This window comes from Pseudomonas sp. BN505 (assembly GCF_029873175.1).
Lineage (GTDB): Bacteria > Pseudomonadota > Gammaproteobacteria > Pseudomonadales > Pseudomonadaceae > Aquipseudomonas > Aquipseudomonas putida.
Map to the genome: position 1 here is coordinate 14,789 of NZ_SSOI01000067.1, position 24,528 is coordinate 39,316.

The following is a 24,528-nucleotide window of genomic DNA, read 5'->3' on the forward strand; positions in this document are numbered from 1 at the left end:
CATTACCGCTCGAAGGAAATTACATGGAATGGCTGACCAGCCCGGAAATCTGGGTTGCCTTTTTTACCCTCACCGCGCTTGAGATCGTCCTCGGGATCGACAACATCATCATGATCTCGATCCTGGTCAGCCGCATGCCCAAGCACATGCAGCCGCGCACCCGGATCTTCGGCCTGGCCCTGGCCATGGTCACCCGCATCATGCTGCTGCTGTCGATTACCTGGGTCATGCGCCTTACCGCCGACCTGTTCGTGGTATTCGGCCAAGGCATCTCCGGGCGTGACCTGATCCTGTTCTTCGGTGGCCTGTTCCTGCTATGGAAGAGCTCGCAAGAGATCTACCACGGCCTGGAAGGCGAAGACGAAAACCCGGATGAGCCGAAAGGCGCAGGTGGCAAGTTCTTCTACACCATCATCCAGATCGCCATCATCGACATCGTGTTCTCGCTGGACTCGGTAATCACTGCAGTGGGCATGGTGTCCCACGTGCCGGTGATGATCGCCGCCATCGTTGTCGCCGTACTGGTGATGATGCTGTGCGCCGGTGCCATCAGTAATTTCATCGACAAACACCCGTCGCTGAAGATGCTCGCACTTTCGTTCCTGATCGTGGTCGGTACCGTACTGATCGCCGAATCTTTCGACGTGCACGTGCCAAAGGGTTACGTCTACTTCGCCATGGCGTTCTCGCTGGCGGTAGAAGCCATCAACATCCGCATGCGCACCGCCTCAGCCCGCAAAGAGGGCAAAGAGCAAGACCCGGTGAAACTGCGCAAAGACATTCCGGGTCAATAACACCCGGAAGTGCAAAACAGAAAGGGCCCTTCGCAGGGCCCTTTTTTCATGCCTGATCGGTTTCAAACAAATGACAGCCATGCGAAGCTGGCGACAGCTGCGCAAAACAACTAAAGCTTTGAGTGAGCACTGAAAATTCTTCAAAAGCTCACGTATCTTTTCTTGGCCCGGTGGGCCAGTGCAACAGGGGGCCTTCGCCATGCTGACCCTGCTCAACCTGCTCTCAGCCGTGACGCTTCTGGTCTGGGGCACCCATATCGTGCGTACCGGCATCCTCCGGGTATTCGGCTCGAACCTGCGACGCATCATCAGCCAGAACATGGACAAGCGACCGCTGGCGTTCATCGCCGGCATTCTGGTCACCGCCATGGTGCAGAGCAGTAACGCCACGGCCATGTTGGTCACATCTTTCGTCGGTCAGGGCCTGATGGCCATGACCCCGGCCCTGGCGATCATGCTGGGTGCCGATGTGGGTACCGCGCTGATGGCCCGTGTACTGACCTTCGACCTGTCGTGGCTGTCACCGCTGCTGATCTTCCTGGGTGTAATCTTCTTCCTCTCGCGCAAACAGACACGGGCAGGCCAATTGGGCCGGGTTGGTATCGGGCTTGGCCTGATCATTCTGGCACTGGAACTGATCGTGCAGGCAGCTGCACCGATCACCCATGCCCAAGGCGTTAAAGTGCTGTTCGCTTCACTAACCGGCGACATCATGCTGGACGCCTTGGTCGGCGCCATGTTCGCCATGGTTTCCTATTCCAGCCTTGCCGCCGTGCTGCTCACCGCAACGTTGGCAGGCGCCGAAGTCATCAGCCTGCCGGTGGCCATCGGCCTGGTGGTCGGCGCCAACATCGGCAGTGGCTTGCTGGCCTTCATCAGCACCAGCATGCAGAACACCGCCGGGCGCCGGGTGGCCTTGGGCAGCCTGCTGTACAAGCTGCTCGGCCTGCTGCTGATCATTCCCGTGCTGCACCCGCTGGTGGAGTGGATGGACTCCCTCAGCTTCAGCCCGCAAGAGCTGGTGATCGGCTTCCACCTGCTCTACAACACACTGCGCTGCCTGCTCATGCTACCCACAGTCAAACTGATGGGCCGGCTATGCAATACCCTGCTGCCCGAGCGCGAAGCCGGCAACGGACAAGTGCGCCCACGCCACCTCGACGCCTCGGCACTGGAAACGCCCAGCCTGGCCTTGGCCAACGCCTGCCGCGAAACCCTGCGCCTGGGCGATATCGTCGACAGCCTGCTCGAAGCCGTGCTCGGTGCCCTGCGCGGCACCCAGACCGCCCTGCCGCAGCAGGTCCGCGTCCTGGGCGAAGACGCCGAAGCGCTGTACAGCGCGATCAAGCTGTACCTGGCGCAAATGTCGCGCGAGGACCTCAGCGAGCCGGACAACCGCCGCTGGGCCGAGATCATCGAGCTGGCGATCAACCTCAAGCTGGCCTGCGACCTGATCGAGCGCATGCTACGCAAGGTCCAGCAGCAGAAAACCAGCCAGCGCCGGGAGTTTTCCCAGACAGGCCTGGAAGAGCTCACCGGCCTGCAGGAGCAATTACTGGCTAACCTGCGCCTGGGTCTGTCGGTGTTTCTCAGTGCCGACCCGGAGAGCGCCCGCTTGCTGCTGCGTGAAAAACGCCGTTTTCGCGCCCAGGAACGGCGCTTGGCGCACGCCCATGTCAGCCGCTTGCAGCGTAAGGTGGTGCAAAGTATCGAGACCAGTTCGCTACACTTGGAGCTGATTGCCGACATGAAGCGGTTGAACTCTTTGTTCTGCAGCAGTGCCTATGTGGTACTGGGCGGCTCGGACACCGGCGGCCTGATGCTCGACAGCGTGCCGGACGAAGCCCGTCTGCCCTGATTTTGCCTACCAGAGGATTCTCGCTCGCCCATGCGTTGCCTGATGTTCGTTTGCCTGCTGATCTGCAGCCTGTCCTCATTGGCCCTCGACCGCTCACGCGTTGAGGGCTACCTGCTGCCCAACGGCCTGCAGGTCATCCTGAAAGACGGCTACGAGCGTGACCATGTGGCGATCCGCCTGGTGGTCGGGGTCGGCCTGGACGACTTCGACTGCGAGCAGAAAGAACTGCCGCACCTGCTTGAGCACCTGCTGTTCAGCGGCATCGACGAAACAGGCGAGGGCGGCCTGGAAGAGCGTTTGCAAACGCTGGGCGGCGAGTGGAACGCCTATACCAGCAGCGCCGACACCACCTTCGTGATCGAAGCCCCGGCGCGCAACCAGCGCAAGGTACTCGACCTGCTGCTGGCGGTCATCCGCGACACCCCTATCGATGCCAAGGCTCTGGTCACCGCCAAGCGCATCATCGAACGCGAAGATGGCGGTCATTATGGCCACCTGCAGCGCTGGCTCGACCGCCAGGACATCGGCCACCCCGCCAGCGATCAGCTGGCCACCGAGCTGGGCCTGAAATGCCCGGAGCGCTCCAATATCGACGACATGACCCTGGAGCAGGTGCAAGCCTTGCGTGACCGCTGGTACGCGGCCAACAACATGACCCTGATCATGGTCGGCGGCCTCGACCGGCTGCTGCCGGCTTATCTGGAACGCACCTTTGGCGAACTGCCAGCCACCGAACCGGAGGAGCGCCGCAACCTGGAGAGCATCACCCACCAGGCCGAACAACGTCGCGACCTGACCCGGGGCTGGCTGGGTGACAGCGTCAAACTGCACTGGCTGTTCATCGAGCCGGTGCTGGACAACGACCACCAGGCCACCCTCGACCTGCTGTCGCGCTACCTGGACTGGGCGCTGTACGACCAGCTACGCCTGCGCAACGGGCTGTCCTACGGTCCATCGGTGCAGCGCGAGAGCTTTGGCGACACCGGCCTGCTCAGCCTCAACGCCGACCTTGAGCGCGATGACATCGACAAGGCGGTAAAGGTAATGCAGGCCCTGTTCGAGCACCTGCGCAAGAAAGGCGTGGACCCGGACACCTTCGCCCGCATCAAGGACGCTAGCGTCGCCAAGGAGAGCTGGAGCACCCAAGGCAACAGCGCCCTGGCCGACTATTACTGGGGCGCGCTTAACGACTATACCGACGGGCGTTTTGCCAACCCGGTGCGCAAGCTGCGCCAGGTCAGCCTGGAACAGGCCAACGCGGCGCTGAAAGAACTGCTCAGGGAAGAGGGCTACCTGCGTATCGAGAAGCCGTTGCTTGGCTACGACGAGCTTTACGGGCTGGCCGCCTTGCTTGTGGGGCTGATCCTTGCGGCAGGGTTGCTGCGCTGGCGACGGCATGGGCCTGAACGGCCGAGTGGTGCTACACGGGAGCGGTGAATCGGCGGTATCCTTTTGCCAGTACCGGCCCCTTCGCGGGCGTTATCGCCGAACCCTGTGGGAGCGGGCAAGCCCGCGAAGGGGCCGTACAGCCACCTCATCCTTTCTGTTGTAGCCCCCAATGCCCCAAATCCCCCATATCGTCCAGCGCATCATCGAACTGCTCAAACGCTACCCCGGCATCATCGCGCTCGGCGGTTTCCTCTCCGGTATCGGCAGCTTCATCCTGGTCGACCGCCAGGCCGGCCTGGCCAGCTGGGTTGCCGTACTCATGCTGGTCAGCTGGGTCTGGCTGATGCTGGAAAACACCCTCACTGGCCTGTTCGCGCGCACCTTCAACCGCGAAATCCCGCAGCCGCTGTTGCGCTACGCGACGCAGATGATCCACCAGGAAACGCTGTTCTTCGTGCTGCCGTTCTTCTTCATCACCACCACCTGGAACAGCGGCCAGCTGGTATTCACCGGCTTGCTCGGCGCCGCGGGCCTGATTTCGATCATCGACCCGTTGTACTACAAGTGGCTGGCACGGCGGCGCTGGCTGTTCCTGGCGCTGCATACCCTGACGCTGTTCGCCGCCCTGCTGACCGCACTGCCGATCATCCTGCATCTGACCACCGCGCAAAGCTTCAAGCTGGCCCTGATCGCGGCCATGGCCCTGTCGTTCCCCAGCCTGGCCAGCAGCTTCCCGATCAACAACTGGCGCCGCGCCGTGGCGCTGGTACTGGTTACCCTGTCGGTCGGTGCCGGGGGCTGGCTGCTGCGCTCCTGGGTACCGCCGGCCACCCTGTGGATGACCGAGGTGGCGGTGAGTACCGAAGTGCTGAACCGCCAGCCAGGCGAGTCGCTGGACGAGATTGCCGCCAGCCGCATCCGCAGCAGTGGCCTCTATGCCTACACGGCCATCAACGCACCCCGCGGCCTGAACGAGCGGATCTACCATGTGTGGCAAAAGGACGGTAAGGAAGTTGACCGCATCGCCCTGGACATTCACGGCGGGCGCAAGGAAGGCTACCGGGCCTGGACCCACAAGCAGAATTTCCCGCCAAACCCGGTGGGCAAATGGCAGGTCAGGGTGCTGACCGAAGATGGCCAGGTGATTGGCGTACTGCGCTTCAAGGTGGTTGACGATGCACCGGCTGGAAGTTGAAATCCATGCTTACGCATTACCTGTGTAGGAGCAGCCTTGTGCTGCGAAGGGGCCTGTACCGCAAACCACTTTTGTGGGCGCTCACGGCCTCTTCGCAGCACAAGGCTGCTCTTACAGGTCGCGATGCCGAACCAAGAGACAGCACATAATCACCAAACAGCCCATGTCTGCTGCGCTATGATCAGCCCCTAAGCCTTAGCGCCGAGTCAATTGCATGGAGCCTATGACCACCCCCAGCGCCACCCTGGACGCCAGCAGCCAACCGGCCCGCCTGCGCATAACCGGTGACTGGACCCTGGCGCACTACGCCAGCCTCAGGCGCGAGAGCGAGCAGCTGCGCGCCCAATACCCTGCCGACACCGTCGCCGATCTCAGCCAACTGGGCCGCCTGGACACCGCCGGGGCATCGCTTCTGGCCGAGCTGCTTGGCTCCGAGCGCCTGTCACACTGCACCGAAGACCTGCCCGAAGCCAGCCGCGCACTGCTCAAAAACGTCTACTGCTCGGTCCAGGACTACTGCATCCCGGTCAAGGAGCCCGAGCGCAACGTACTGCTGATGCTGCTGGAACGCATCGGCCGTGCCGTCGGCACCCTGTGGCAAGACTCCATGCAGTTGCTGGGCTTCATCGGGGTCATCCTCGAAACCCTGCTGCGCCGCGCCCTCACACCGCACCGCTGGCGCCTCACGCCGGTTGTTGCACATATCGAGCAAACCGGGCTGGACGCAGCCCCTATCGTCGCCTTGCTGACCTTCCTGGTAGGCGCGGTGGTGGCCTTCCTCGGTGCCACGGTGCTGGCCGCGTTCGGCGCGACCATTTTCACCGTCGACCTGGTGGCGTTCTCGTTCCTGCGCGAGTTCGCCGTGCTGCTGACCGCCATCCTCATGGCCGGCCGCACCGCCAGCGCCTTCACAGCGCAGATCGGCTCGATGAAGGCCAACGAAGAAATCGACGCCATCCGCACCCTGGGCCTGAACCCCATGGAGCTGCTGGTGGTGCCACGGGTACTGGCGTTGCTGATTACGCTGCCCTTGCTCACCTTCATCGCGATGATCTGCGGCATCGTCGGCGGCGCAGTGGTCTGCGCCCTGTCGCTGGACATCTCACCGGCCATGTTCCTGTCGCTGCTGCAAAGCGATATCGGCGTGCAGCACTTCCTGGTGGGCCTGGCCAAGGCCCCGTTCTTTGCCTTCCTGATCGCCGCCATCGGCTGCCTCGAAGGCTTCAAGGTCAGCGGCAGCGCCGAATCGGTGGGCGCACACACCACCTCGGCGGTGGTGCAGTCAATTTTCGTGGTCATCGTGCTGGACGCCGTGGCCGCCCTGTTCTTCATGGAGATGGGCTGGTGAATGACCGGGAAAAAGTGATCGAAGCCCGCGGCATCTGCAACCGCTTCGGCTCCCAAGTTGTGCATGAAAACCTGGACCTGGACCTGTACCGTGGTGAAATCCTGGCCGTGGTCGGCGGTTCGGGCAGCGGCAAGTCGGTACTGCTGCGCAGCATCATTGGCCTGCGCCGGCCCAATGAGGGGCTGATCAAGGTGTTCGGCCAGGACCTCGCGGGCCTTGGCGAAGAGCAGCGCTCGCTGGTGGAACGGCGCTTCGGCGTGCTGTTCCAGAAGGGCGCGCTGTTCTCTTCGCTTACCGTCACCGAGAACGTAGCGTTGCCGTTGATCGAACACGCCGGGCTGTCCCGCGCCGATGCCGAGCACCTGGCCGGCGTGAAGCTGGCCCTGGCCGGGTTGCCCATTTCCGCCGCCGACAAGTACCCGTCCTCGCTGTCGGGGGGCATGATCAAGCGTGCAGCGCTGGCCCGTGCTTTGGCACTGGACCCGGACATCCTGTTTCTCGACGAGCCCACCGCCGGCCTGGACCCGATCGGCGCCGCCGCGTTCGACCAGCTGATCCTGACCCTGCGCGATGCACTGGGCTTGTCGGTGTTCCTCATCACACACGACCTCGACACCCTTTACACCATTACCGACCGCATCGCGGTGCTGTCGCAGAAAAAGGTCCTGGTGGCCGGCCCGCTGGCCGAGGTCGAACAGACCAACGACGCCTGGATTCAAGAATACTTTCACGGCCCACGCGGGCGCGCCGCCGAGCAGGCCGCCACCCGTGCCGGGCAGGAGCGCTGAGCAATGGAAACCCGAGCCCATCACGTTCTTATCGGCCTGGTCACCGTCCTGGTGGTGGCTGGTGCCATGCTGTTCGGCCTTTGGCTGACCAAGTCCAGCGTCGATGACGCCTTCAAGGATTACGAAGTGGTGTTCAACGAAGCCGTTTCCGGTCTGTCGCGCGGCAGCCCGGTGCAGTACAACGGTATCAAGGTGGGCGATGTATCCACCCTGCGACTGGACCCGAAAGACCCGCGCCGGGTACTGGCCCGGGTGCGCCTGAGCGGCGACACCCCGGTAAAAGAAGACACCCAGGCCAAGCTGACCCTGGCCGGCGTGACAGGCAACTCGTTCATCCAGCTCAGCGGCGGCACCCCGCAAAGCCCGGAACTGAAAGGCAAGGATGGCAAGCTGCCAGTGATCATTGCCTCGCCGTCGCCGATCTCGCGACTGCTCAACGACAGCAGTGACCTGGTCACCAACATCAACCTGCTGCTGCACAACGCCAACCAGATGTTCTCCGAAGACAACATTGGCCACCTCAGCAGCACCTTGGCCAACCTCGACAAGACCACGGGTGCCTTCGCCGGCCAGCACGGCAGCATCGCCCAGGCCATCGAGCAACTGGTGCAGGTGGGCAAGCAGGCCAGTGCCACGTTGGCCGAAACCCAGGCACTGATGCGCAATGCCAACGGCCTGCTGGCCAGCGATGGCAAGCAGGCAATCGGCAGTGCCGAACAGGCCATGCAATCCCTCGCCGAAAGCACTGCCACCATCAACAACTTGCTGAAAAACAACAGCGAGGCCATCGGCGATGGCGCCCAGGGCCTGAACCAGCTCACCCCGGCCATTCGCGAGCTGCGCGAAACCCTCAACGCGCTAAAAGGCATTTCCCGGCAACTGGAGGCCGACCCGAGCGGCTACCTGCTCGGCCGCGACAACAACAAGGAGTTCCAGCCATGAAACCGTCGATGCGCCTGCTGGCTCTCGCGGCCGCACTTAGCCTGGCCAGTGCCTGCTCAATCCTGCCCAAGACCGAACCCTTCGACCTCTATCGCCTGCCGGTAAACCAGCCCAGCCGCACGGCGGCGCCGCTGGACTGGTCCTTGCGCCTGAACAAGCCGCTGGCCAGTGAAGTGCTGGCGGGGCCGCGCATTGCCGTCATCCCCCAGGGCGATGTGGTCAGCAGTTACAAGGGGGCGCGCTGGAGCGATGCGGCCCCGGTGCTGCTGCGCAACCGCCTGCTCGATGGTTTTCAGCGTGACGGCCAGGTGCAGCGCCTGAGCGCCGACGACAGCAACCTGCAGGCCGACTACGAGCTGGCTGGCGAGCTGCAGGCGTTTCAGAGTGAATACCGCCCGGGCGGGGCAGTGGAGGTGGTGATCCGCTACGACGCGCGCCTGGTCCAGGGCCGCACCCAGCGTATCCTGGCCAGCAAGCGCTTCGAGATCCGCCAGCCGCTGGCCGACAAGCAGGTGTCAGCGGTGGTCGCCGGCTTCGGCCAGGCCAGCGACCAGCTGGTGGGGCAGGTGGTGGGTTGGACCATTGGCCAGGCCAACCAGGCTCAACTGAAGGTTCAGGCGAAGAACCAGTAGCAGATGAAAATCGCCGCAATCACCCCGGAAAACTCGGCCAGCAGTGCGCAACCCACCGCATGGCGCACGCGCTGGATGCCCACGGCGCCAAAGTACACGGCCAGTACGTAGAAGGTGGTTTCGGTGCTGCCTTGAATCGTTGCCGCTACCAGGGCCGGGAAGCTGTCCACGCCTTGGGTCTGCATGGTCTCGATCAGCATGGCCCGAGCTGCGCTGCCGGAGAACGGCTTGACCAGCGCGGTGGGCAGGCCCTCGACGAAGCGGGTATCCAGGCCCATCCAGTTCACCGCATGGCGGATACCGTCCAGGGCCAGCTCCAGGGCGCCAGAGGCGCGCAGCACACCCACCGCCACCAGCATCGCCACCAGGTACGGCAGCAGGTTCTTGGCCACGTCGAAGCCTTCCTTGGCGCCTTCGACAAAGGCTTCATACACCTTCACCCGCCTCATGGCACCAATCACCAGGAACAGCATGATCACGCCAAACAGCGTGAGGTTGCCCAGGATCGATGACAGGCTAGCCAGCGCGGCGGCCGACAGGGTGCCAAGAAACGCCATGAAACCGCCCAGCAGCAAAGCGCCGGGGATGAAGTAGGCAAGCACCACCGGGTCCCACAGGCGCAGGCGCTGCATCACAGCCACCGACAGCAGGCCGACCAGGGTCGAGACGCTGGTCGCCAGCAGTATTGGCAGGAACACCATGGTCGGGTCGGGCGCGCCCTGCTGGGCCCGGTACATGAAGATGGTGACCGGCAGCAGCGTCAGCGACGAGGCGTTGAGCACCAGGAACAGGATCTGCGCGTTGCTCGCGGTGGTGCTGCTGGGGTTCAGCTCCTGCAGTGCGCGCATGGCCTTCAGGCCAATCGGCGTGGCGGCGTTGTCCAGGCCCAGGCCGTTGGCGGCGAAGTTCATGGTAATCAGGCCCAGGGCAGGGTGGCCGGGCGGTACCTCAGGCATCAGCCGGGCAAACAGCGGGCCCAGCACCTTGGCCAACCATTCGACGATACCGGCCTTCTCGGCGATCTTCAGAAAGCCCAGCCACAGGGTCAGGGTGCCGAACAGCAGCACCATCACCTCGACCGACAGCTTGGCCATGGCAAAGATGCTTTCGACCATTGCCGCGAAGATGCCAGCGTTGCCGCCTACCAGCCATTGGGCCAGGGCGGACACCGCCGCCACCAGGAAAAAGCCAAGCCAAAGGCCGTTGAGCATCCGCGTGTACCCCCTGAAAAATGCTCGAATGATAGCGTATCGCAGCCCCTGACTGGCGATCGCAGGCGAAGGCTGCGTCCCTCGTATCGCGACACAAGGCCGCTCCCACAAAGATCGGTGAACGCCCGCCCTTGTGGGAGGGGCCTTGCGTCGCGATAGGGCCGCAACGCGGCCCAAGATCTCACAGACAACAAAAAGCCCCGACAGGTCGGGGCTCTTGGTCAAGCTGCCATCAGGCTCAGCGCTTGGCGGTTTCGCCAGCGACTACAGCTTCCTTTTTGTCGGCCATCAGCGAGGCGTAGTACTTCTCGCCCTTGGCCGCGTCGTACATGCCTTCCCAGCGCGCGATGACCAGTGCCGCCAGGGCGTTGCCCACCACGTTCAGCGCGGTACGGGCCATGTCCATGATGCGGTCGACACCGGCGATGAAGGCCAGGCCCTCCAGCGGGATGCCCACGCTGCCCAGGGTAGCCAGCAGGACCACGAACGATACGCCCGGCACGCCAGCGATGCCTTTGGAGGTGACCATCAGGGTCAGCACCAGCAGCAGCTGCTGGCTCCACGACAGGTCGATACCGTACAGCTGGGCGATGAAGATGGCCGCGATGCTCTGGTACAGGGTGGAACCGTCAAGGTTGAAGGAGTAGCCGGTCGGTACCACGAACGAGCAGATCGACTTCGGCGCGCCGTACTTTTCCATTTTCTCGATCACGCGCGGCAGCACGGTTTCGGAGCTGGAGGTGGAGTAGGCCAGGATCAGCTCATCTTTCATGATGCGCATGATCTTGATCACCGAGAAGCCGAACACGCGGGCCACCAGGCCCAGCACCATGAAGGCGAAGAAGGCGATGGCGAAGTACACCAGCAGTACCAGCTTGGCCAGCGGCAGCAGCGAGCTGAAGCCGAAGTTGGCCACGGTCACGGCGATCAGGGCGAACACGCCGATCGGGGCGTAGTTCATGATCATGTGGGTGACCTTGAACATGGTTTCCGAGACGGCCTGGAAGGTGCGTACCAGTGGGTCGCGCAGCTCTGCCTGCAGGCTCGAAAGGCCCAGGCCGAACATGACCGAGAAGAAGATGATCGGCAGCATTTCGCCACGCATCAGCGCTGCGAAGATGTTCGACGGGATCAGATTCAGCAAGGTTTCGATGAACGCGTGCTCATGCTGCACCTCAGCCGCAGTGGCCTGGTACTTGGAGATGTCCACGGTACCCAGGGTGCTCATGTCGATACCGGCGCCCGGGTGGAACAGGTTGGCCAGCACCAAACCCACGACGATGGCGATGGTAGTCACCACTTCGAAGTAGATGATGGTCTTCAGGCCGATGCTGCCCAGTTTCTTCGCATCGCCAACCCCGGCGATACCCACGATCAGCGACGAAATCACGATCGGGACGACGATCATCTTGATCAGGCGAATGAAGATGTCACCGGCGGGCTGGAGGACGTTGCTGATCCACCAGGCCTTTTCCGCGCTGAAGTGGTTCAGCAGCGCGCCGATTGCAACGCCCAGGACCAGACCGATAACGATCTGCCAGGCGAGGCTCAGTTTTGCCTTCTTCATGTCTTTACCCTTTGTTCTAGTGGTCATGGCACCGGACGAAAACGCCCGTGACAGAGCCATTGGCCAGGTCACGGGCAGCAAATCAATCCATCCGGCGACTTCATGTAAGGACAGCGCAGGCGAGCGACAGGGCGCTCTGGCCAGCGAAAAAGGCGGCAACTATTGCGATGGCAAGGGGGGAAATCTAATGCCGGAAACGCATACCCCATACCGTTTTCGCATACCGGTTCGCACGAAAATAGGGCGCTCGCAAGTGCTTGATTTATAACGTTCGGAATCCCGAACAAGACCAAACCGCCATATTTCGGCAGATTTGACGGTATGGGATGGAGATGGATGATGGCCTGTTCGACAATCCGAATGGCGGAAATGACACTTGAAGACGCGTCATTGAGGTCGAAAAAAATTGACGTGCGGTCGAGACAAAATGTGTCTCAAGGTAAAAATCGCGCAAGAGAAGAGGTGTTTTCTGCAGGGCTCCTCGGAAGCCAGATCGGCTCAGGTATCTCTTTGACACCGCCGACCTGAGACTTCCGATTCCGCCTTTCCTGACCCGGCCCATCGCTGGAGGCACTCCCTGTACCCCTAGGCCACTCCGATCCTGCAACAATCAGAACAGCCCGGCCCCTTGGTCATGTGCTGCCCCTCCTCGGGGCGGCGCATCATAGAAGGCTGAAATATAGAAAGTTTCAGCTTCTATTACGTGACAGTCGGTGACCTTTCATCCGTACCGGCAACAAATGCTCAGTACCAGTTCGGGTCACGCTTGAGCTGCTCCTGCAGCATTGCCTTCATGCCGTCGTCGGGTTCGCCCAGCCAGCGGTACTGCGCATGGCGAGTAGGCGACTTGTCACTCGGCAAGCCTTCGGGTACCTCCACGAGCATCCCGTAGGCATCATCCTTGTCCCAGCTGAATGCAACGATCAGCCGCTTGTAGGTGCAGTTGTCCTGCGACTCACACAGCGGGCCTACCAGGTACTTGTCGCCATCTTCGGTCACGGCGGACATCTGCTGCTGGGCACTGCCGGTCAGGTTGACCACCCAATCAGGCAGGCGTTCCTCGCCCTTGATTGTGTCCTGCCAGGTTTCCCGGTACTCCGGGTCCGAGCCGAGCAACTGGTCGACCCGGACCTGGCCGTCATTGGCCGCCATCGCCGCCGCACTGCCACCCATCAGCAGGGCGGCAGCCAGGGCTGTTGAAAGCATCCTGCTCATCTTCAACCTCGTCCACGTCCAAAGAAGAAGGAGGCTACGAACAGCACCAGGAAGACAATGAACAGGATCTTCGCGATACCCGTCGCAGCGCCGGCGATACCACCGAAGCCCAGTACGGCAGCGACAATGGCGATGATGAGGAAAGTGATAGCCCAACTCAGCATGGTGGTTCTCCTTTCTTTTTCAGAATCGGTCCGGATCGGCAGGTCAGAAGACCCAACGGTCCTGTGGTACGACATTTTCCAAGGTGGCCGGGGAGGCAGTCGCCTGGCCAGCGGGCAGCGGGTCAGCGGCCTTGACCAGGGTATTGGCACGGGTTGCCTGAATCTGCGTCAACAGTGCAGTCTGCGCTGCTACCTGCTCAGCCAGGCGCGCGGTCTGCCAGCTGTAATAAAAGAGGCCAGCGGCCAAGGTCAGCAGCAGCGCCATGCCGAGTGTCAGCATCTGGCGCAGGGGCAGTGCGGCGATCTGCGAGCGATTGACGGATTGGCGGTTCATGCCGGCTCCTCCTGCTGTAATTTTTGTTCAAACCTGAACAGGTAATTGCAGCCTGCATGCCAGCCTCGTTAATTAAATTAAATCCTTATAAATCAATTACTTAACCAGATAGCAGATGGTCCCCAAGCGCGTATCCTGCACGATGGGGCCCGTGGGGTCGTGCGAATTGCACGATCAGCCTTCCACCTTGGTCGCCACCTTGAGCAAGTCGGCATCCACACCGCGTACACCGATGATCTGCCGGGCGATCTCCACGGCGATGGTTTTCTGCTCAGCGCTGACTACCTCGCCCGACAGCCGCACCATCCCCGCTTCGCTGGCCACTTTCAGGTTCAGGCCATCGAGATTGCGGCTGAAGCGGTAGCTGTTCTGGATCTTGTCGATGATCCAGCTGTCACTCGGCTGCGGCCCGGTTGGCGCGCCCACTGGCATTTCCCGCGCCTTGGCCATGGCCGCGGTATCCAGGCTGACCAGGTTGTTGACCAGGTGTACGCCGTCGGTGGTACGCGCCACCACGCCTGCCAGCTCCTTGGCTTCGGCACTGTCGACCCTGCCGCGCAACGTCACCACACCGTCACTGCTTTGTACTTCTATAGGTGCCTTTTCGGTGGTGCGGCTCCACAACAGCCGGGCACGGATCACGGCCGCCAGGGTGGCGTCCTCCAGGCGTTGGGCGTAGGCACGTAGCTCCAGCGGGCGCTCAACCAGTTGGGCATTGACCTGCAGCTGGTTCTCCACCTGTTCGATGCCCCGGGTAGCCCGGGCCACATCTTCAGCCAGCTGCCGCTCGACCTCGTTCTCCACCTCACCTGCAAGCCGCGCCTGCTTGCCGTCCACTTCTACCTTGATACGAAATGGGTTGAGCATGCGGTTCAATGACAGCGCGGTTTGCAGGGCGCCTTCCAGGCGCGCGTCCTTCACAGGGTCGGCGAAGGCCGGGGTAAAGATTGGCAGCAGGGTGGCTGCCAAAACAGCTGTACGCAGGTAAAAGGGCATGGCAGTGCCTCCTTCGTAGGCAAAATCTGAAAATCATCGCAACCAATGTGCCACCGCGTGCCTCTAAGCAAATCATTGGAATATCGCGGTCTGCAGGCATCATTTGGCCATTGGCTAGCATGCAAAGGACAGAATCCTTCAGAATTGACCATGCAACTTGCCCGATTTTTCCCACACTATATGAAGATCTATCCTTAAGGAGCGCAGGAAATGGAATCAGCCCAGGACAACCAAGGCCGCATTCTGCTGGTGGATGACGAGTCCGCGATCCTGCGCACCTTCCGCTATTGCCTGGAAGACGAGGGCTATAGCGTGGCCACGGCCAACAGCGCCGCCCAGGCCGAAACCTTGCTGCAGCGCCAAGTATTCGACCTGTGCTTCCTCGATTTACGCCTGGGCGAGGACAACGGCCTCGACGTACTGGCGCAGATGCGCATCCAGGCACCCTGGATGCGCGTTGTGATTGTCACCGCGCACTCGGCGATCGACACGGCGGTGGACGCCATCCAGGCCGGCGCCGCCGACTACCTGGTCAAGCCCTGCAGCCCCGACCAGCTACGCCTGGCCACCGCCAAGCAGCTGGAAGTGCGCCAGCTTTCAGCGCGCCTGGAGGCACTGGAAGGTGAAGTTCGCAAACCCAAGGACGGCCTCGACTCGCACACACCGGCCATGATGGCGGTGCTGGAAACCGCCCGCCAGGTCGCTACCACCGACGCCAACATCCTCATCCTGGGCGAGTCCGGCACCGGTAAAGGCGAGCTGGCCCGGGCCATCCATGGCTGGAGCAAGCGTGCACGCAAAGCCTGCGTGACCATCAACTGCCCGTCGCTGAACGCCGAGCTGATGGAAAGCGAACTGTTCGGCCACACCCGCGGCGCCTTCACCGGCGCCAGCGAAAGTACCCTTGGGCGGGTCAGCCAGGCCGACGGGGGCACGCTTTTTCTTGACGAGATCGGCGATTTTCCGCTGGCCTTGCAGCCCAAGTTGCTGCGGTTCATTCAGGACAAGGAATACGAGCGCGTCGGTGACCCGGTTACCCGGCGCGCCGATGTACGCATTCTGGCCGCCACCAACCTCAACCTCGAAGAGATGGTGCGAGAAAGCCGCTTCCGCGAAGACCTGCTGTACCGCCTCAATGTCATTACCTTGCACTTGCCGCCCCTGCGCGAGCGCAGCGAGGACATCCTGACCCTGGCTGACCGCTTCCTCGCCCGCTTCGTCAAGGAATACTCCCGCCCCGCCCGGGGCTTCAGCGACGAAGCACGCTCGGCCCTGCTCAACTACCGCTGGCCCGGCAACATTCGCGAACTGCGTAACGTGGTAGAGCGGGCCAGCATCATCTGCCCGCAGGAACGTGTGGAAATCAGCCACCTGGGCATGGGCGAACAGCCTGCCGGCAATGCCCCGCGCGTGGGCGCCGCACTGAGCCTGGATGAGCTGGAGCGCGCCCATATAGGCGCGGTGCTGGCCGCCAGCGATACCTTGGACCAAGCAGCCAAGACCTTGGGTATCGACGCTTCCACCCTGTACCGCAAGCGCAAGCAGTACAACCTATGAAGTGGCCACCCATGAAGCTGCGCACGCGGCTTTTCCTCAGCATCTCGGCGCTGGTCACGGTGGCCTTGCTCGGGCTTATGCTGGGCCTGTTCAGCGTGCTGCAAATGGCCACGGTGCAACAGCGGCTGGTACAGGAGACCACTCACGCCCTGGAAGTGGGCCTGAAGTTGCGGCAGAACCTTGGCGAACAGCTCACCCTGATCCTTGACGAAGGCACGGCGCCGGAGAGCCTGCGGGTGCTGCAGGACAACTTCCAGGCCCTGCTCAATCAAGGCCTGGAGCAAGGCGGTGAACGCACCGGATTCAGCAAGGCCAGCAGTAACTACCAGGCCTTCCTCTTGGCGTACCGCGACAGCCCCGCGCCCGCCCGCAGCATGGGTATCGACCAACCGCTGGGTGCGGCCTTCAACCAGGTGCGTACCGACCTGATCGACTCCCACAGGCAGGCCCTGGACCTGATCACCCGTAGCGAGGAACGCACCCGGGACCGCGCATTGCTGGTCAGTGGGGTGCTTGGCCTGATGGGACTGGTGGTGCTGGTACTGGGCTTTATTACCGCGCACAACATCGCCCGGCGGTTCGGCCAGCCGATCGAAGCCTTGGCCAAGGCGGCCGACCAGCTGGGCAAAGGTAATTTCGACGTCACCCTGCCAGTCACCCAGGCCACCGAGCTGAACCAGCTGACCCGCCGCTTCGGCCTCATGGCCGATGCCTTGCGCAAGCACCAGGCCACCAACGTCGACGAGCTGCTGGCCGGCCAGCAGCGGCTGCAGGCCGTGCTCGACAGCATCGACGACGGCCTGCTGATCATCGACCGCCAAGGTCGCCTGGAGCACCTCAACCCGGTGGCGCAACGCCAACTGGGCTGGAACCACAGCCGCGTGGGCAGCAGCCTGGCCGAGGCCCTGCAGCGCCCGGAACTGGAGCAGCAGCTGCGCCAGGTGCTGCGCGGCGGCAGCCTGGACCGGCCGCCGGACGACTTGAACATGGAGGTCGATGAAGAAGCGCGCCTGCTCACCTACAGCCTCACCCCGGTCAGCCACCCGCAGGGCCCGATCCTTGGCGCAGTGATGGTGCTGCACGATGTGACCGAGCAGCGGGCATTCGAACGCGTGCGCAGCGAGTTCGTGCTACGTGCTTCCCACGAGCTACGCACCCCGGTCACCGGCATGCACATGGCATTCGGCCTGTTGCGCGAGCGGGTCAAGTTCCCTGCCGAGGCGCGCGAAAACGACCTGCTGGAAACCATCGGCGAAGAAATGCAGCGCCTGACCCAGCTGATCAACGACCTGCTCAACTTCTCCCGCTACCAGAGCGGGCTGCAGAAACTCGATCTCGCCCCCTGCGCCCTTGACGAACTGCTGGAACGGGCGCAACTGCGTTTTGCCGAGCAGGCGGCACACAAGCAGATCGAGTTGACCAAGGAGCTGGAACCGCCGCTGCCGCGCCTGCGGGCTGATGCCGCCCAGCTGGACCGGGTGCTGGACAACCTGCTGCACAACGCCATCCGCCATACCGCCAACGGCGGGCGTATCCGTTTGCATGCAAGACGGCATGCGGAGCGGGTGATCATCAGTGTCGAGGACAACGGCGAGGGCATTGCCTACGGGCAGCAGGGGCGCATCTTCGAGCCCTTCGTGCAGGTAGGCCGCAAGAAAGGGGGCGCTGGGCTGGGGCTGGCGTTGTGCAAAGAAATCGTGCAGCTGCATGGCGGGCGGATGGGTGTGTTTTCCCGGCCCGGGCAGGGGACCCAGTTCTATATGGCGCTGCCGGTTTGACAGTCGCCTGCACCGGCCTCATCGCCGGGCAGGATTACTCAGTGCTCTGCGCGTCGTGGTAGCTGCCCGCGGGTTACCAGCTCGGCAAACTGCCTGGCGTTCAGCGGCCGGGCAAACAGCCAGCCCTGGCCGTAATTGACCCCTTCACTGTTCAGCAGCACCGCCTGGTCTTCACACTCGATGCCTTCTGCTATCACCCGCAGGTGAAGGTCATGGGCCATGCGGATGATATGCGGAGCAACGCCACTGCTGGCGGCATCGTGGCCAAGCGCGTCGATGAACGCCTTGTCGATCTTCAGGCAGTCCACCGGGAGGGTCTGCAGGTAGGCCAGGCTGCAATAGCCTGTACCAAAGTCGTCGATGAGCACCTGATGCCCCGAAGCGCGCAGCGCTTGCAGGTTGTCACGGGCCACCACCACATCCACCAGGCCTCGCTCGGTGACCTCGAAGGCAATCTGGCTGGGCGCCACCCGATGCAAGGCCAGCAGGCGCGCCGCCACCCGGCCGATACGCGGCACCATCACATCGCAGGCGGCCAGGTTCACCGATATGTACAGTTTGGGGTGAGAGCGCAGCAACTGGCCCAGCTGTTCGAGCACGCGCTGCAGGACAAAGTCGGTGATCTGGCGAATCTGCCCGGTGTTTTCCGCCAGCGGGATGAACAAGTCCGGGCTGGTCAGGGTGCCGTCCGGGCGCCGCCAGCGCACCAGCGCTTCGGCACCCACGCAGCGCCGGCTGTCGAGTTCGAAGATCGGCTGGTACAACACCTGCAGCTCCCCGCGACGCAAGGCATGCTGCAACTCCGAGCTCATCGACCGCCGCTGCAGGATCAATTGCAGCACCAGCCAACCAATGCAGCAAGCCGCCAACACACTGCCGGGGAACAGCAGCCAGAGCATGCCGTTCATCCTCAATGGCAGGCTGGCCCGCGGGGCAATCAGCACCAGTTGGTAATCCGGCGACTTGGTCGGCATGCGGTAGATCAGGCGGTCGCTGAGTTCAAGTAGCGACTTGTGGCTTGTCGACCAGGCCGAGGGCGGCGGCCAAACTTGTGGCGGCCCCAGCACGGGGATGGCGCGGGCACCGTTATCCAGCACCACCACCAGGCTGCCGCCCGGAGGCAGATCGACCACATCGGTCAGGTGCCCGCGCGAGGTGGAGACCACGAACTGGCCCCGGCCTAGCATGAGCGCAGCCAGGTTCTCGTTCGGTTCGGTGGTGGTGTTCAACCAGTAGCTGTAGGTCGGCCCCTGGATATCCGGTGCCCGTAAAGGTTCGAACGCCCGCTCATCACCACGGTTGGAGCAGGCGATATCACCATCCACGTAAGCCGCTTCATAAATGAACCGCGAACTCAGCCCCACCTGCTGCAACGCCGCCAGCATCGCTGGGCTGCAACCACGCAAGGGCTGTGCCTGCAACAGGTCTACCCCTTCACGCAGCTGGCCAAACACTTGTTCGAGGCGGTCGAGAAAACGCTCACCCTGGGCGTTCATCTGTTCGCTCTCGCTTTGCTTCATCTGTTGCAGGGCAATACCGATGCTGGCAGAGAGCAACAGGGCCGCGCTGGCCAGCGCTGCCAACGTGGCCAGCATCCAGGGACGGTAAAAAATTTGGCGCAGCAAGGTGATGATGGCTGACATCAAAGGCATCCAGTTGATAACTAAGGTATAGCAACTGAATCGAGAATCACCCTCACCGTCTGGCACTTCGCTGCACGCCACACTGTTTTTTTGTGGGGGCGGCTGCCCTATTAAAACCCAAAGGTTTGCGCGATCACTGTGGGATGGTGCAAAACGGTTGCGCCTAGAGGGCTCAACGCATGCGGTTGAGCACCTGCAGCATCGCCGCCGTCTGCGCATCGGGCATGCCGTCGAAGCGCTGCGGGCGGAAGCGCATCTGGAACGCAGTGATCACATGGCGGGTGGCAACATCCAGCACCCCGGTCTGCTCGATTTGATAGCCAAACCGCGCCAGTTCCTGTTGGTACCAGCCAATGCTCGGCGGGTTGACGCTGAAGTAGGCCTGCTGCCGTGCCACGGCGTTGGCATCTGGCCAGATACCCAGCCCGGCATCGGCCAGGCGCTTCCACGGGAACAGCGGCCCCGGGTCCAGCTTGCGTGATGGAGCGATATCACTGTGACCAATGATGTGCCGCGGTTCGATGTTGTTGCGCTTTACGATGTCCTTGAGCAGCGCAATCAGCGACTGGACCTGCGCTTCGCTGTAAGGGTGCCAGACCCGGCCATTGGGTGTGTCGGTGAACCCAGGGTTGACGATCTCGATGCCAATGGACGAGGAGTTCAGCCAAGTGCGCCCCTGCCACTGGCTGTCGCCGGCATGCCAGGCACGGCGGTTTTCATCCACCAGTTGATACACCGTCGCAGGGCCGTCGCCGATCAGGTAATGGCTGCTGACCTCACCATGGGTGAGCAACGCGAGCGAGCGCTCCAGCGAAGCATTGGTGTAATGCAGGACAACGAACTGGATGCGGTTGTCCTGGTTGGCCGAGGGGTGGCTGCGGTCGATGCGCAGGCCCGTCGAGCAACCGGCGACAGATAACAGCAAAAAGGAAATCAGCGTTTTTTTCAGCGTGGAAAGCACGTCAGTGGCCTCAGCGAATGAGCGCTACAGTATAACGTGCTCCCCATGGCCGCGCTTGCCGCGAGTCAGCGGCTGCACATCAGCATGAACTCCAGCGCGTTGTCGCCGCTTGCGCCTGGCATGTCCAGCAACTGGGTCATCACGGTTACATGACTGGCGCGTGGAGCGCCGATGACCTTCGCCTGGCCATGCAGCTGCCGATCATAGCTACTTGCATCGATGGGCGAAGCTACGCAGAAACGTGGGTTTCCTGGCATAGCGGAAGGCTTGAGCAAGATTTTGTACTGATTGAAGTAGTTGGGCTGTGCTTGTAGTTCAACGCTACTGATCCATTGAGGGGACTGTTGCAGTAGCGTGCCATCTGCGGCTACATGTGCTGTCAGCAAGGTTTCCTGGGCGTGGGCGCCGGCCTGGAAGGCGAGCCCGATCATGAGCGCCACGCAGCATGCTCGAATTTTCATGTTTCGGTTCCTTGTGTGGATCGACGTTGGCCAGCCACTTGCCAGCCAGGCCTGCCAGTGTCGATCCACGCACGACCCAGGGCGCGGTAACTATCTACCCCTGCTCGACGCGGTTGCGCCCCTGCTCCTTGGCCCGGTACAGCGCCGCATCAGCGCGCTTGAGCACCTGGTCGCCGCGCTCGCCGGAGCGGAACGCACCCAGGCCGATGGAGGTGGTAATCACCACCCGCTCGCCCTTGAAGTGGAACGGGCAGGCTTCCACCGTGGCCCGCATTGTTTCCGCCATTTGAGCAGCGGCGGCCGGTGATGTCTGTGGCAGCAGCAGGACGAATTCCTCGCCACCGAAGCGGGCGATGAAGTCACGGCCCCGCAGGCGCTTGCGCAGCTGGTCGGCGACAATCTTCAACACCTTGTCCCCGGCCAGATGCCCATAACTGTCGTTGATGCGCTTGAAATGATCCAGGTCGAGGATCGCCATGGCCAGATGGCCACCATTCTCCTGCCATTCGATTATTTCGCGCTCGACCCGCTCGCTCCAGGCCGCGCGGTTGGGCAGACCGGTCAGGGGGTCGAGCAGGGCTTTCTGGCGTTGCTCTTCCAGGTGCTCGCGGTAACCGAGCGCTTCGTGCTCCATGTTCGCCACCCGTTCCGACAGCCCTTGCAGGCGCCCCGCCAGCTCTTGCTCGCGGCGGTCCCGCTCGTGCTTGTGCTCGTCCATGGTGACCAGCAGGCCTTCCAGGCGGTTTTCCAGGATGTGCTTGAGGCTATCGACGTCGACAGCGCCCTGCACACTGCTTTGCAACCCATCGACATGCTCGCGCAACTGGGTGTCCAGCTCGCGAGCGGCGGAGCTGTTGTCGGCATGGCCGGCGCTGGCCTCGTGCAGGTGGCTCTGGAAGCCTTCGAGGCGCTCATTGAGTTGCTGCAGGTAGGTTTCGAACTCGTGCTGGCCACTGTCGGTGATCGCCAGCATGAGCACGGCGAGGTCATCCAGCACCGGGATCAGCTCGTACCAGTTCAGGCCCCGGGCAACGCGCTCGCGCATGTCCAGCGCCTGGGCCTTGTGCCGCTCGGGCAGGCTCAGGTCATCGAGCAGGCCGATCAGGGTCTTCTCGATGTGCGCAGCAACCTGGCTGTAGGGCGGCTCTACGGCGTAGGGCAGGGCATAGGGGCCGTCTTCGCCAAAGGTTTCTTCAAGTGGTTGTGCCGGTTGTACTTCTGCCAAGGGTTCGCTGACGGCCGCTTCCGGCTCGGGCGCTTCTTCCTGTGGCAGTGGCTGGGCAGCCGGGGCGTCAATTGTTTCGATCAACGCCGGGCCGGATACCTCCAGCTCAGGTTCGGGCGTTACGGTCGCTTCGGCGCTATAGGCTGAAAGCGGTTGCAGCGCATCCACATCGTCTGGCTGGGGGGCTTCGATACTGTGCTGTGCAGCCGGGGGCGCCTCAGCAGCAGGCACCGCTGCCGGCGCGGGCGCGGGCTCGCCTTGTGGCTCATCCTCGCGGCTACCGAACAGGCGTTGCAAAAAGCCGGGCCGGGTTTCGTCCCCGGGTTTGCCGAGGGCCGACAGTGCAAGGCCCTGCAAGCCGCTCAGCTCGCCCAGCAGGGGCGGCAGGTCGCGGGACTGGGCAACGCCACCATCAAGTTTTTTTGCGAGCTTTTTCAATGGCCGCGAGATATCGCTGGGCAGCGGCAAGCCTTGCAGCTGGCCGACCAGCGCGGTCAGCGCATCGCTGACCTGGTTCATGCGGGTTTCCCGGCGCTGTTCGGAATCCAGCACCGCTTTCTCAAGGCGCGGAATCAACCCGGCGAGGCCGGCGTCCATGTTGTCACTGCGGATAACCTCGCGCATTTCCTTCATGCACGCGTCCACCACCTTGTCACTGCCTTCGGCAGCCAGGGTGCTGCGCACCAGGCCGCGACGCAGCAGGTCGAGACGGGCGTCCCAACGGCGCTCGAGCTTTTCTTGCTGCTCGATGCTTTTAAGGTATTTTTCTTTCCAGCGCTCAGCGTCTTCAGTCATGCCCGGGTCCGCAAACGGTGATGGCAATTAGCTCAAGACCGGCAGCGTATCCACAGTCAATGCATCAGGCAATCGAATCTCGACAGCGACGGGAAGGTGGTCGGAAATCGGCCGCGCCAACACCTCGACACGCTCAAGCGTGAGGCTTGGGCTGAGCAGGATATGGTCCAGGCAACGCTGGGGGCGCCAGCTGGGGAAAGTCGCCTCGACTTGCGGGGCGATCAGGCCCAAGTCGCGCAGCGGCGAGTGCTCCAGCAGGTCGGTGGCATGGGTGTTCATGTCTCCCATCAGCACCTGGTGACGGTAACCGCCAATCAACTCGCGGATGTAGCCCAGTTGCAGGGCGCGGGTCTTGGCGCCAAGCGCCAGGTGCATCATCACCACGATCAGCGCATCTTCGCCTTCGCCAAAACGCACCAGGATCGCCCCACGGCCGGCCGGGCCAGGCAACGGGTGGTCTTCGAGCGCTTGCGGCTTCAGGCGGCTGAGCACGCCATTGCTGTGCTGGGCGAAACGCCCGAGGTTGCGGTTGAGTTGCTGGTACCAGTAGGGGAAGGCCCCCAGATGAGCCAGGTGCTCGACCTGGTTTACATAGCCTGAGCGCAGGCTGCCACCGTCGGCTTCCTGCAAGGCCACCAGGTCGAAGTCGCCCAGCAAATCACCGATTTTCTGCAGGTTGCCGGCACGCCCGTTGTGCGGCAGCAAGTGCTGCCAGCTGCGGGTCAGGTAATGCCGGTAGCGCTCGGTGCTGATGCCGACCTGGATGTTGAAGCTGAGCAGCCGCAGGCGACCATCCTCGGGCAAGCCGGAGGCCTGCAGGTGATGCTCGTTGACCTGCGGCTGGTGCAGGCCAATGCCACGCGTAGTTTTGAAGCGGGGCATGGGTTACGCCGCCTACTTGGCGGCGCGCTCCTTGGCGATCAGCTGGTCGGCGACGTTCAGTACGCCTTCCGGCCCGCCAGCGGTACCCAGGTCGAAGCGGTACTTGCCGTTGACGACCAAGCTCGGTACGCCGGTGATTTCGTACTTCTTCGCCAGTTCCTTGGCCTGGTTGACCTGGCCCTTGATGGCGAACGAATTGAAGGTAGCGAGGAACTTGTCCTTGTCCACACCCTGGGTGGCGAGGAAGTCGGCCATGTCCTGCGGGTCGGTCAGGCGCTTTTTCTGGTTCTGGATGGCGTCGAAGACGGCAGCATGCACCTTGTGCTCGACGCCCATGGCTTCGAGGGTCAGGAACATCTGGCCGTGTGCGTCCCATGGGCCACCGAACATGGCAGGAACACGTTTGAAGTTGACGTCAGCCGGCAGCTTTTCAGCCCACGGGTTGATGGTCGGCTCGAAGTGGTAACAGTGTGGGCAGCCGTACCAGAACAGCTCGACCACTTCGATCTTGCCAGGCACGGAAACTGGAACAGGGTTGCTCAGCTCGAGGTATTCCTTGCCAGCAACAGGCTCGGCGGCCTGGACGGCAGTCATACCAAATACGCTGGCAGCGACCAGCGCGGCGCTGAGAATCAGTTTACGCATGCTTTACTCCTGAGCAGTCATAGGTCGCCACGACCCTACCTGCACTGAGACAGGCCGGGAAGGGATCGAGTTCTGTAGTGTAACGGCTGCGGACTGAAAAAAGGGCGGCCCGGCCGCCCTTTCATCATTGGCCTACAACATTAACTGA

At 62.6% G+C, this 24,528-nt stretch carries 22 protein-coding genes; 10 read left to right on the forward strand and 12 right to left on the reverse strand.

All coding sequences use genetic code 11. The features are described from left to right. Positions 1–23: 23 nt before the first annotated feature. The 8 genes from E8E78_RS22480 to E8E78_RS22515 all read left to right on the forward strand — a co-directional run bounded on the left by E8E78_RS22480 (position 24) and on the right by E8E78_RS22515 (position 8,946). Complete coding sequence (locus tag E8E78_RS22480; protein WP_049273097.1) at positions 24–794, forward strand: TerC family protein; 771 nt, start codon at positions 24–26, stop codon at positions 792–794. A 199-nt stretch (positions 795–993) separates the two neighbouring features. After that, a complete protein-coding gene (locus tag E8E78_RS22485; RefSeq protein WP_016497438.1) occupies positions 994–2,652 on the forward strand; it encodes a Na/Pi cotransporter family protein in 1,659 nt (552 codons plus the stop codon). 30 nt (positions 2,653–2,682) lie between these two features. Then, positions 2,683–4,089: a pitrilysin family protein gene (locus tag E8E78_RS22490; RefSeq protein ID WP_049273095.1), complete on the forward strand. Its 1,407-nt coding sequence runs from the start codon at positions 2,683–2,685 to the stop codon at positions 4,087–4,089. Positions 4,090–4,210: 121 nt separating this feature from the next. After that, positions 4,211–5,236: a DUF5924 family protein gene (locus tag E8E78_RS22495; protein ID WP_049273093.1), complete on the forward strand. Its 1,026-nt coding sequence runs from the start codon at positions 4,211–4,213 to the stop codon at positions 5,234–5,236. Positions 5,237–5,450: 214 nt separating this feature from the next. Further along, the gene (locus tag E8E78_RS22500; protein ID WP_049273091.1) at positions 5,451–6,584 is read left to right on the forward strand and encodes an MlaE family lipid ABC transporter permease subunit; all 1,134 of its coding nucleotides are present in this window, start codon (positions 5,451–5,453) and stop codon (positions 6,582–6,584) included. After that, positions 6,581–7,372 carry an ATP-binding cassette domain-containing protein gene (locus tag E8E78_RS22505; protein ID WP_049273090.1) on the forward strand — a complete coding sequence of 264 codons (792 nt, stop codon included), beginning with the start codon at positions 6,581–6,583 and terminating at the stop codon, positions 7,370–7,372. Before E8E78_RS22500 ends, E8E78_RS22505 begins: the two co-directional genes overlap by 4 nt. 3 nt (positions 7,373–7,375) lie before the next feature. Beyond that, positions 7,376–8,314, forward strand: coding sequence for an MlaD family protein (locus tag E8E78_RS22510; protein ID WP_016497434.1), 939 nt, complete (start codon positions 7,376–7,378; stop codon positions 8,312–8,314). Further along, positions 8,311–8,946, forward strand: a complete 636-nt coding sequence (locus E8E78_RS22515; protein WP_049273088.1) for an ABC-type transport auxiliary lipoprotein family protein — start codon at positions 8,311–8,313, stop codon at positions 8,944–8,946. The genes E8E78_RS22510 and E8E78_RS22515 overlap by 4 nt, the downstream gene beginning before the upstream one ends. Here the strand turns inward: E8E78_RS22515 and E8E78_RS22520 are convergent. From E8E78_RS22520 to E8E78_RS22545, 6 genes are all read right to left on the reverse strand, one after another. After that, positions 8,928–10,157 (reverse strand): spore maturation protein, encoded by a 1,230-nt coding sequence (locus E8E78_RS22520; protein ID WP_016497432.1) that lies wholly within the window; start codon positions 10,155–10,157, stop codon positions 8,928–8,930. The genes E8E78_RS22515 and E8E78_RS22520 overlap by 19 nt on opposite strands. 238 nt (positions 10,158–10,395) lie before the next feature. After that, positions 10,396–11,724, reverse strand: coding sequence for a glutamate/aspartate:proton symporter GltP (gene gltP, locus E8E78_RS22525; RefSeq protein WP_016497431.1), 1,329 nt, complete (start codon positions 11,722–11,724; stop codon positions 10,396–10,398). A 744-nt stretch (positions 11,725–12,468) separates the two neighbouring features. Further along, entirely contained in the window at positions 12,469–12,939 is a 471-nt protein-coding gene (locus tag E8E78_RS22530; protein ID WP_041167476.1) for an inhibitor of vertebrate lysozyme family protein, read from the reverse strand. Between the two features lie 2 nt (positions 12,940–12,941). After that, positions 12,942–13,103, reverse strand: coding sequence for a DUF1328 domain-containing protein (locus E8E78_RS22535; protein ID WP_003252966.1), 162 nt, complete (start codon positions 13,101–13,103; stop codon positions 12,942–12,944). 43 nt (positions 13,104–13,146) lie between these two features. After that, entirely contained in the window at positions 13,147–13,437 is a 291-nt protein-coding gene (locus E8E78_RS22540; RefSeq protein WP_049273081.1) for a hypothetical protein, read from the reverse strand. A gap of 174 nt (positions 13,438–13,611) precedes the next feature. Then, complete coding sequence (locus E8E78_RS22545; protein ID WP_059395863.1) at positions 13,612–14,433, reverse strand: BON domain-containing protein; 822 nt, start codon at positions 14,431–14,433, stop codon at positions 13,612–13,614. Between the two features lie 210 nt (positions 14,434–14,643). On the opposite strand from E8E78_RS22545, the gene algB reads away from it, so the two are divergent. Continuing rightward, positions 14,644–15,990, forward strand: a complete 1,347-nt coding sequence (gene algB / locus E8E78_RS22550; protein ID WP_049273077.1) for a sigma-54-dependent response regulator transcription factor AlgB — start codon at positions 14,644–14,646, stop codon at positions 15,988–15,990. After that, on the forward strand, positions 15,987–17,768 hold the full coding sequence (locus E8E78_RS22555; RefSeq protein ID WP_049273076.1) for a KinB sensor domain-containing domain: 1,782 nt from the start codon (positions 15,987–15,989) through the stop codon (positions 17,766–17,768). The genes algB and E8E78_RS22555 overlap by 4 nt, the downstream gene beginning before the upstream one ends. 38 nt (positions 17,769–17,806) lie before the next feature. Here the strand turns inward: E8E78_RS22555 and E8E78_RS22560 are convergent, their stop codons facing one another. From E8E78_RS22560 to dsbA, 6 genes are all read right to left on the reverse strand, one after another. Further along, positions 17,807–19,411: an EAL domain-containing protein gene (locus E8E78_RS22560; protein ID WP_049273074.1), complete on the reverse strand. Its 1,605-nt coding sequence runs from the start codon at positions 19,409–19,411 to the stop codon at positions 17,807–17,809. Positions 19,412–19,583: 172 nt separating this feature from the next. Then, positions 19,584–20,372, reverse strand: coding sequence for an N-acetylmuramoyl-L-alanine amidase (locus tag E8E78_RS22565; RefSeq protein ID WP_016497424.1), 789 nt, complete (start codon positions 20,370–20,372; stop codon positions 19,584–19,586). A gap of 65 nt (positions 20,373–20,437) precedes the next feature. Next, a complete protein-coding gene (locus tag E8E78_RS22570) occupies positions 20,438–20,833 on the reverse strand; it encodes a hypothetical protein (protein ID WP_049273073.1) in 396 nt (131 codons plus the stop codon). Positions 20,834–20,927: 94 nt separating this feature from the next. After that, positions 20,928–22,853 (reverse strand): GGDEF domain-containing protein, encoded by a 1,926-nt coding sequence (locus E8E78_RS22575; RefSeq protein ID WP_280312731.1) that lies wholly within the window; start codon positions 22,851–22,853, stop codon positions 20,928–20,930. 27 nt (positions 22,854–22,880) lie between these two features. Continuing rightward, positions 22,881–23,735 (reverse strand): endonuclease/exonuclease/phosphatase family protein, encoded by an 855-nt coding sequence (locus E8E78_RS22580; RefSeq protein ID WP_084966195.1) that lies wholly within the window; start codon positions 23,733–23,735, stop codon positions 22,881–22,883. Between the two features lie 12 nt (positions 23,736–23,747). Beyond that, positions 23,748–24,380: a thiol:disulfide interchange protein DsbA gene (dsbA, locus tag E8E78_RS22585; RefSeq protein ID WP_016497421.1), complete on the reverse strand. Its 633-nt coding sequence runs from the start codon at positions 24,378–24,380 to the stop codon at positions 23,748–23,750. Between the last annotated feature and the right edge of the window lie 148 nt (positions 24,381–24,528).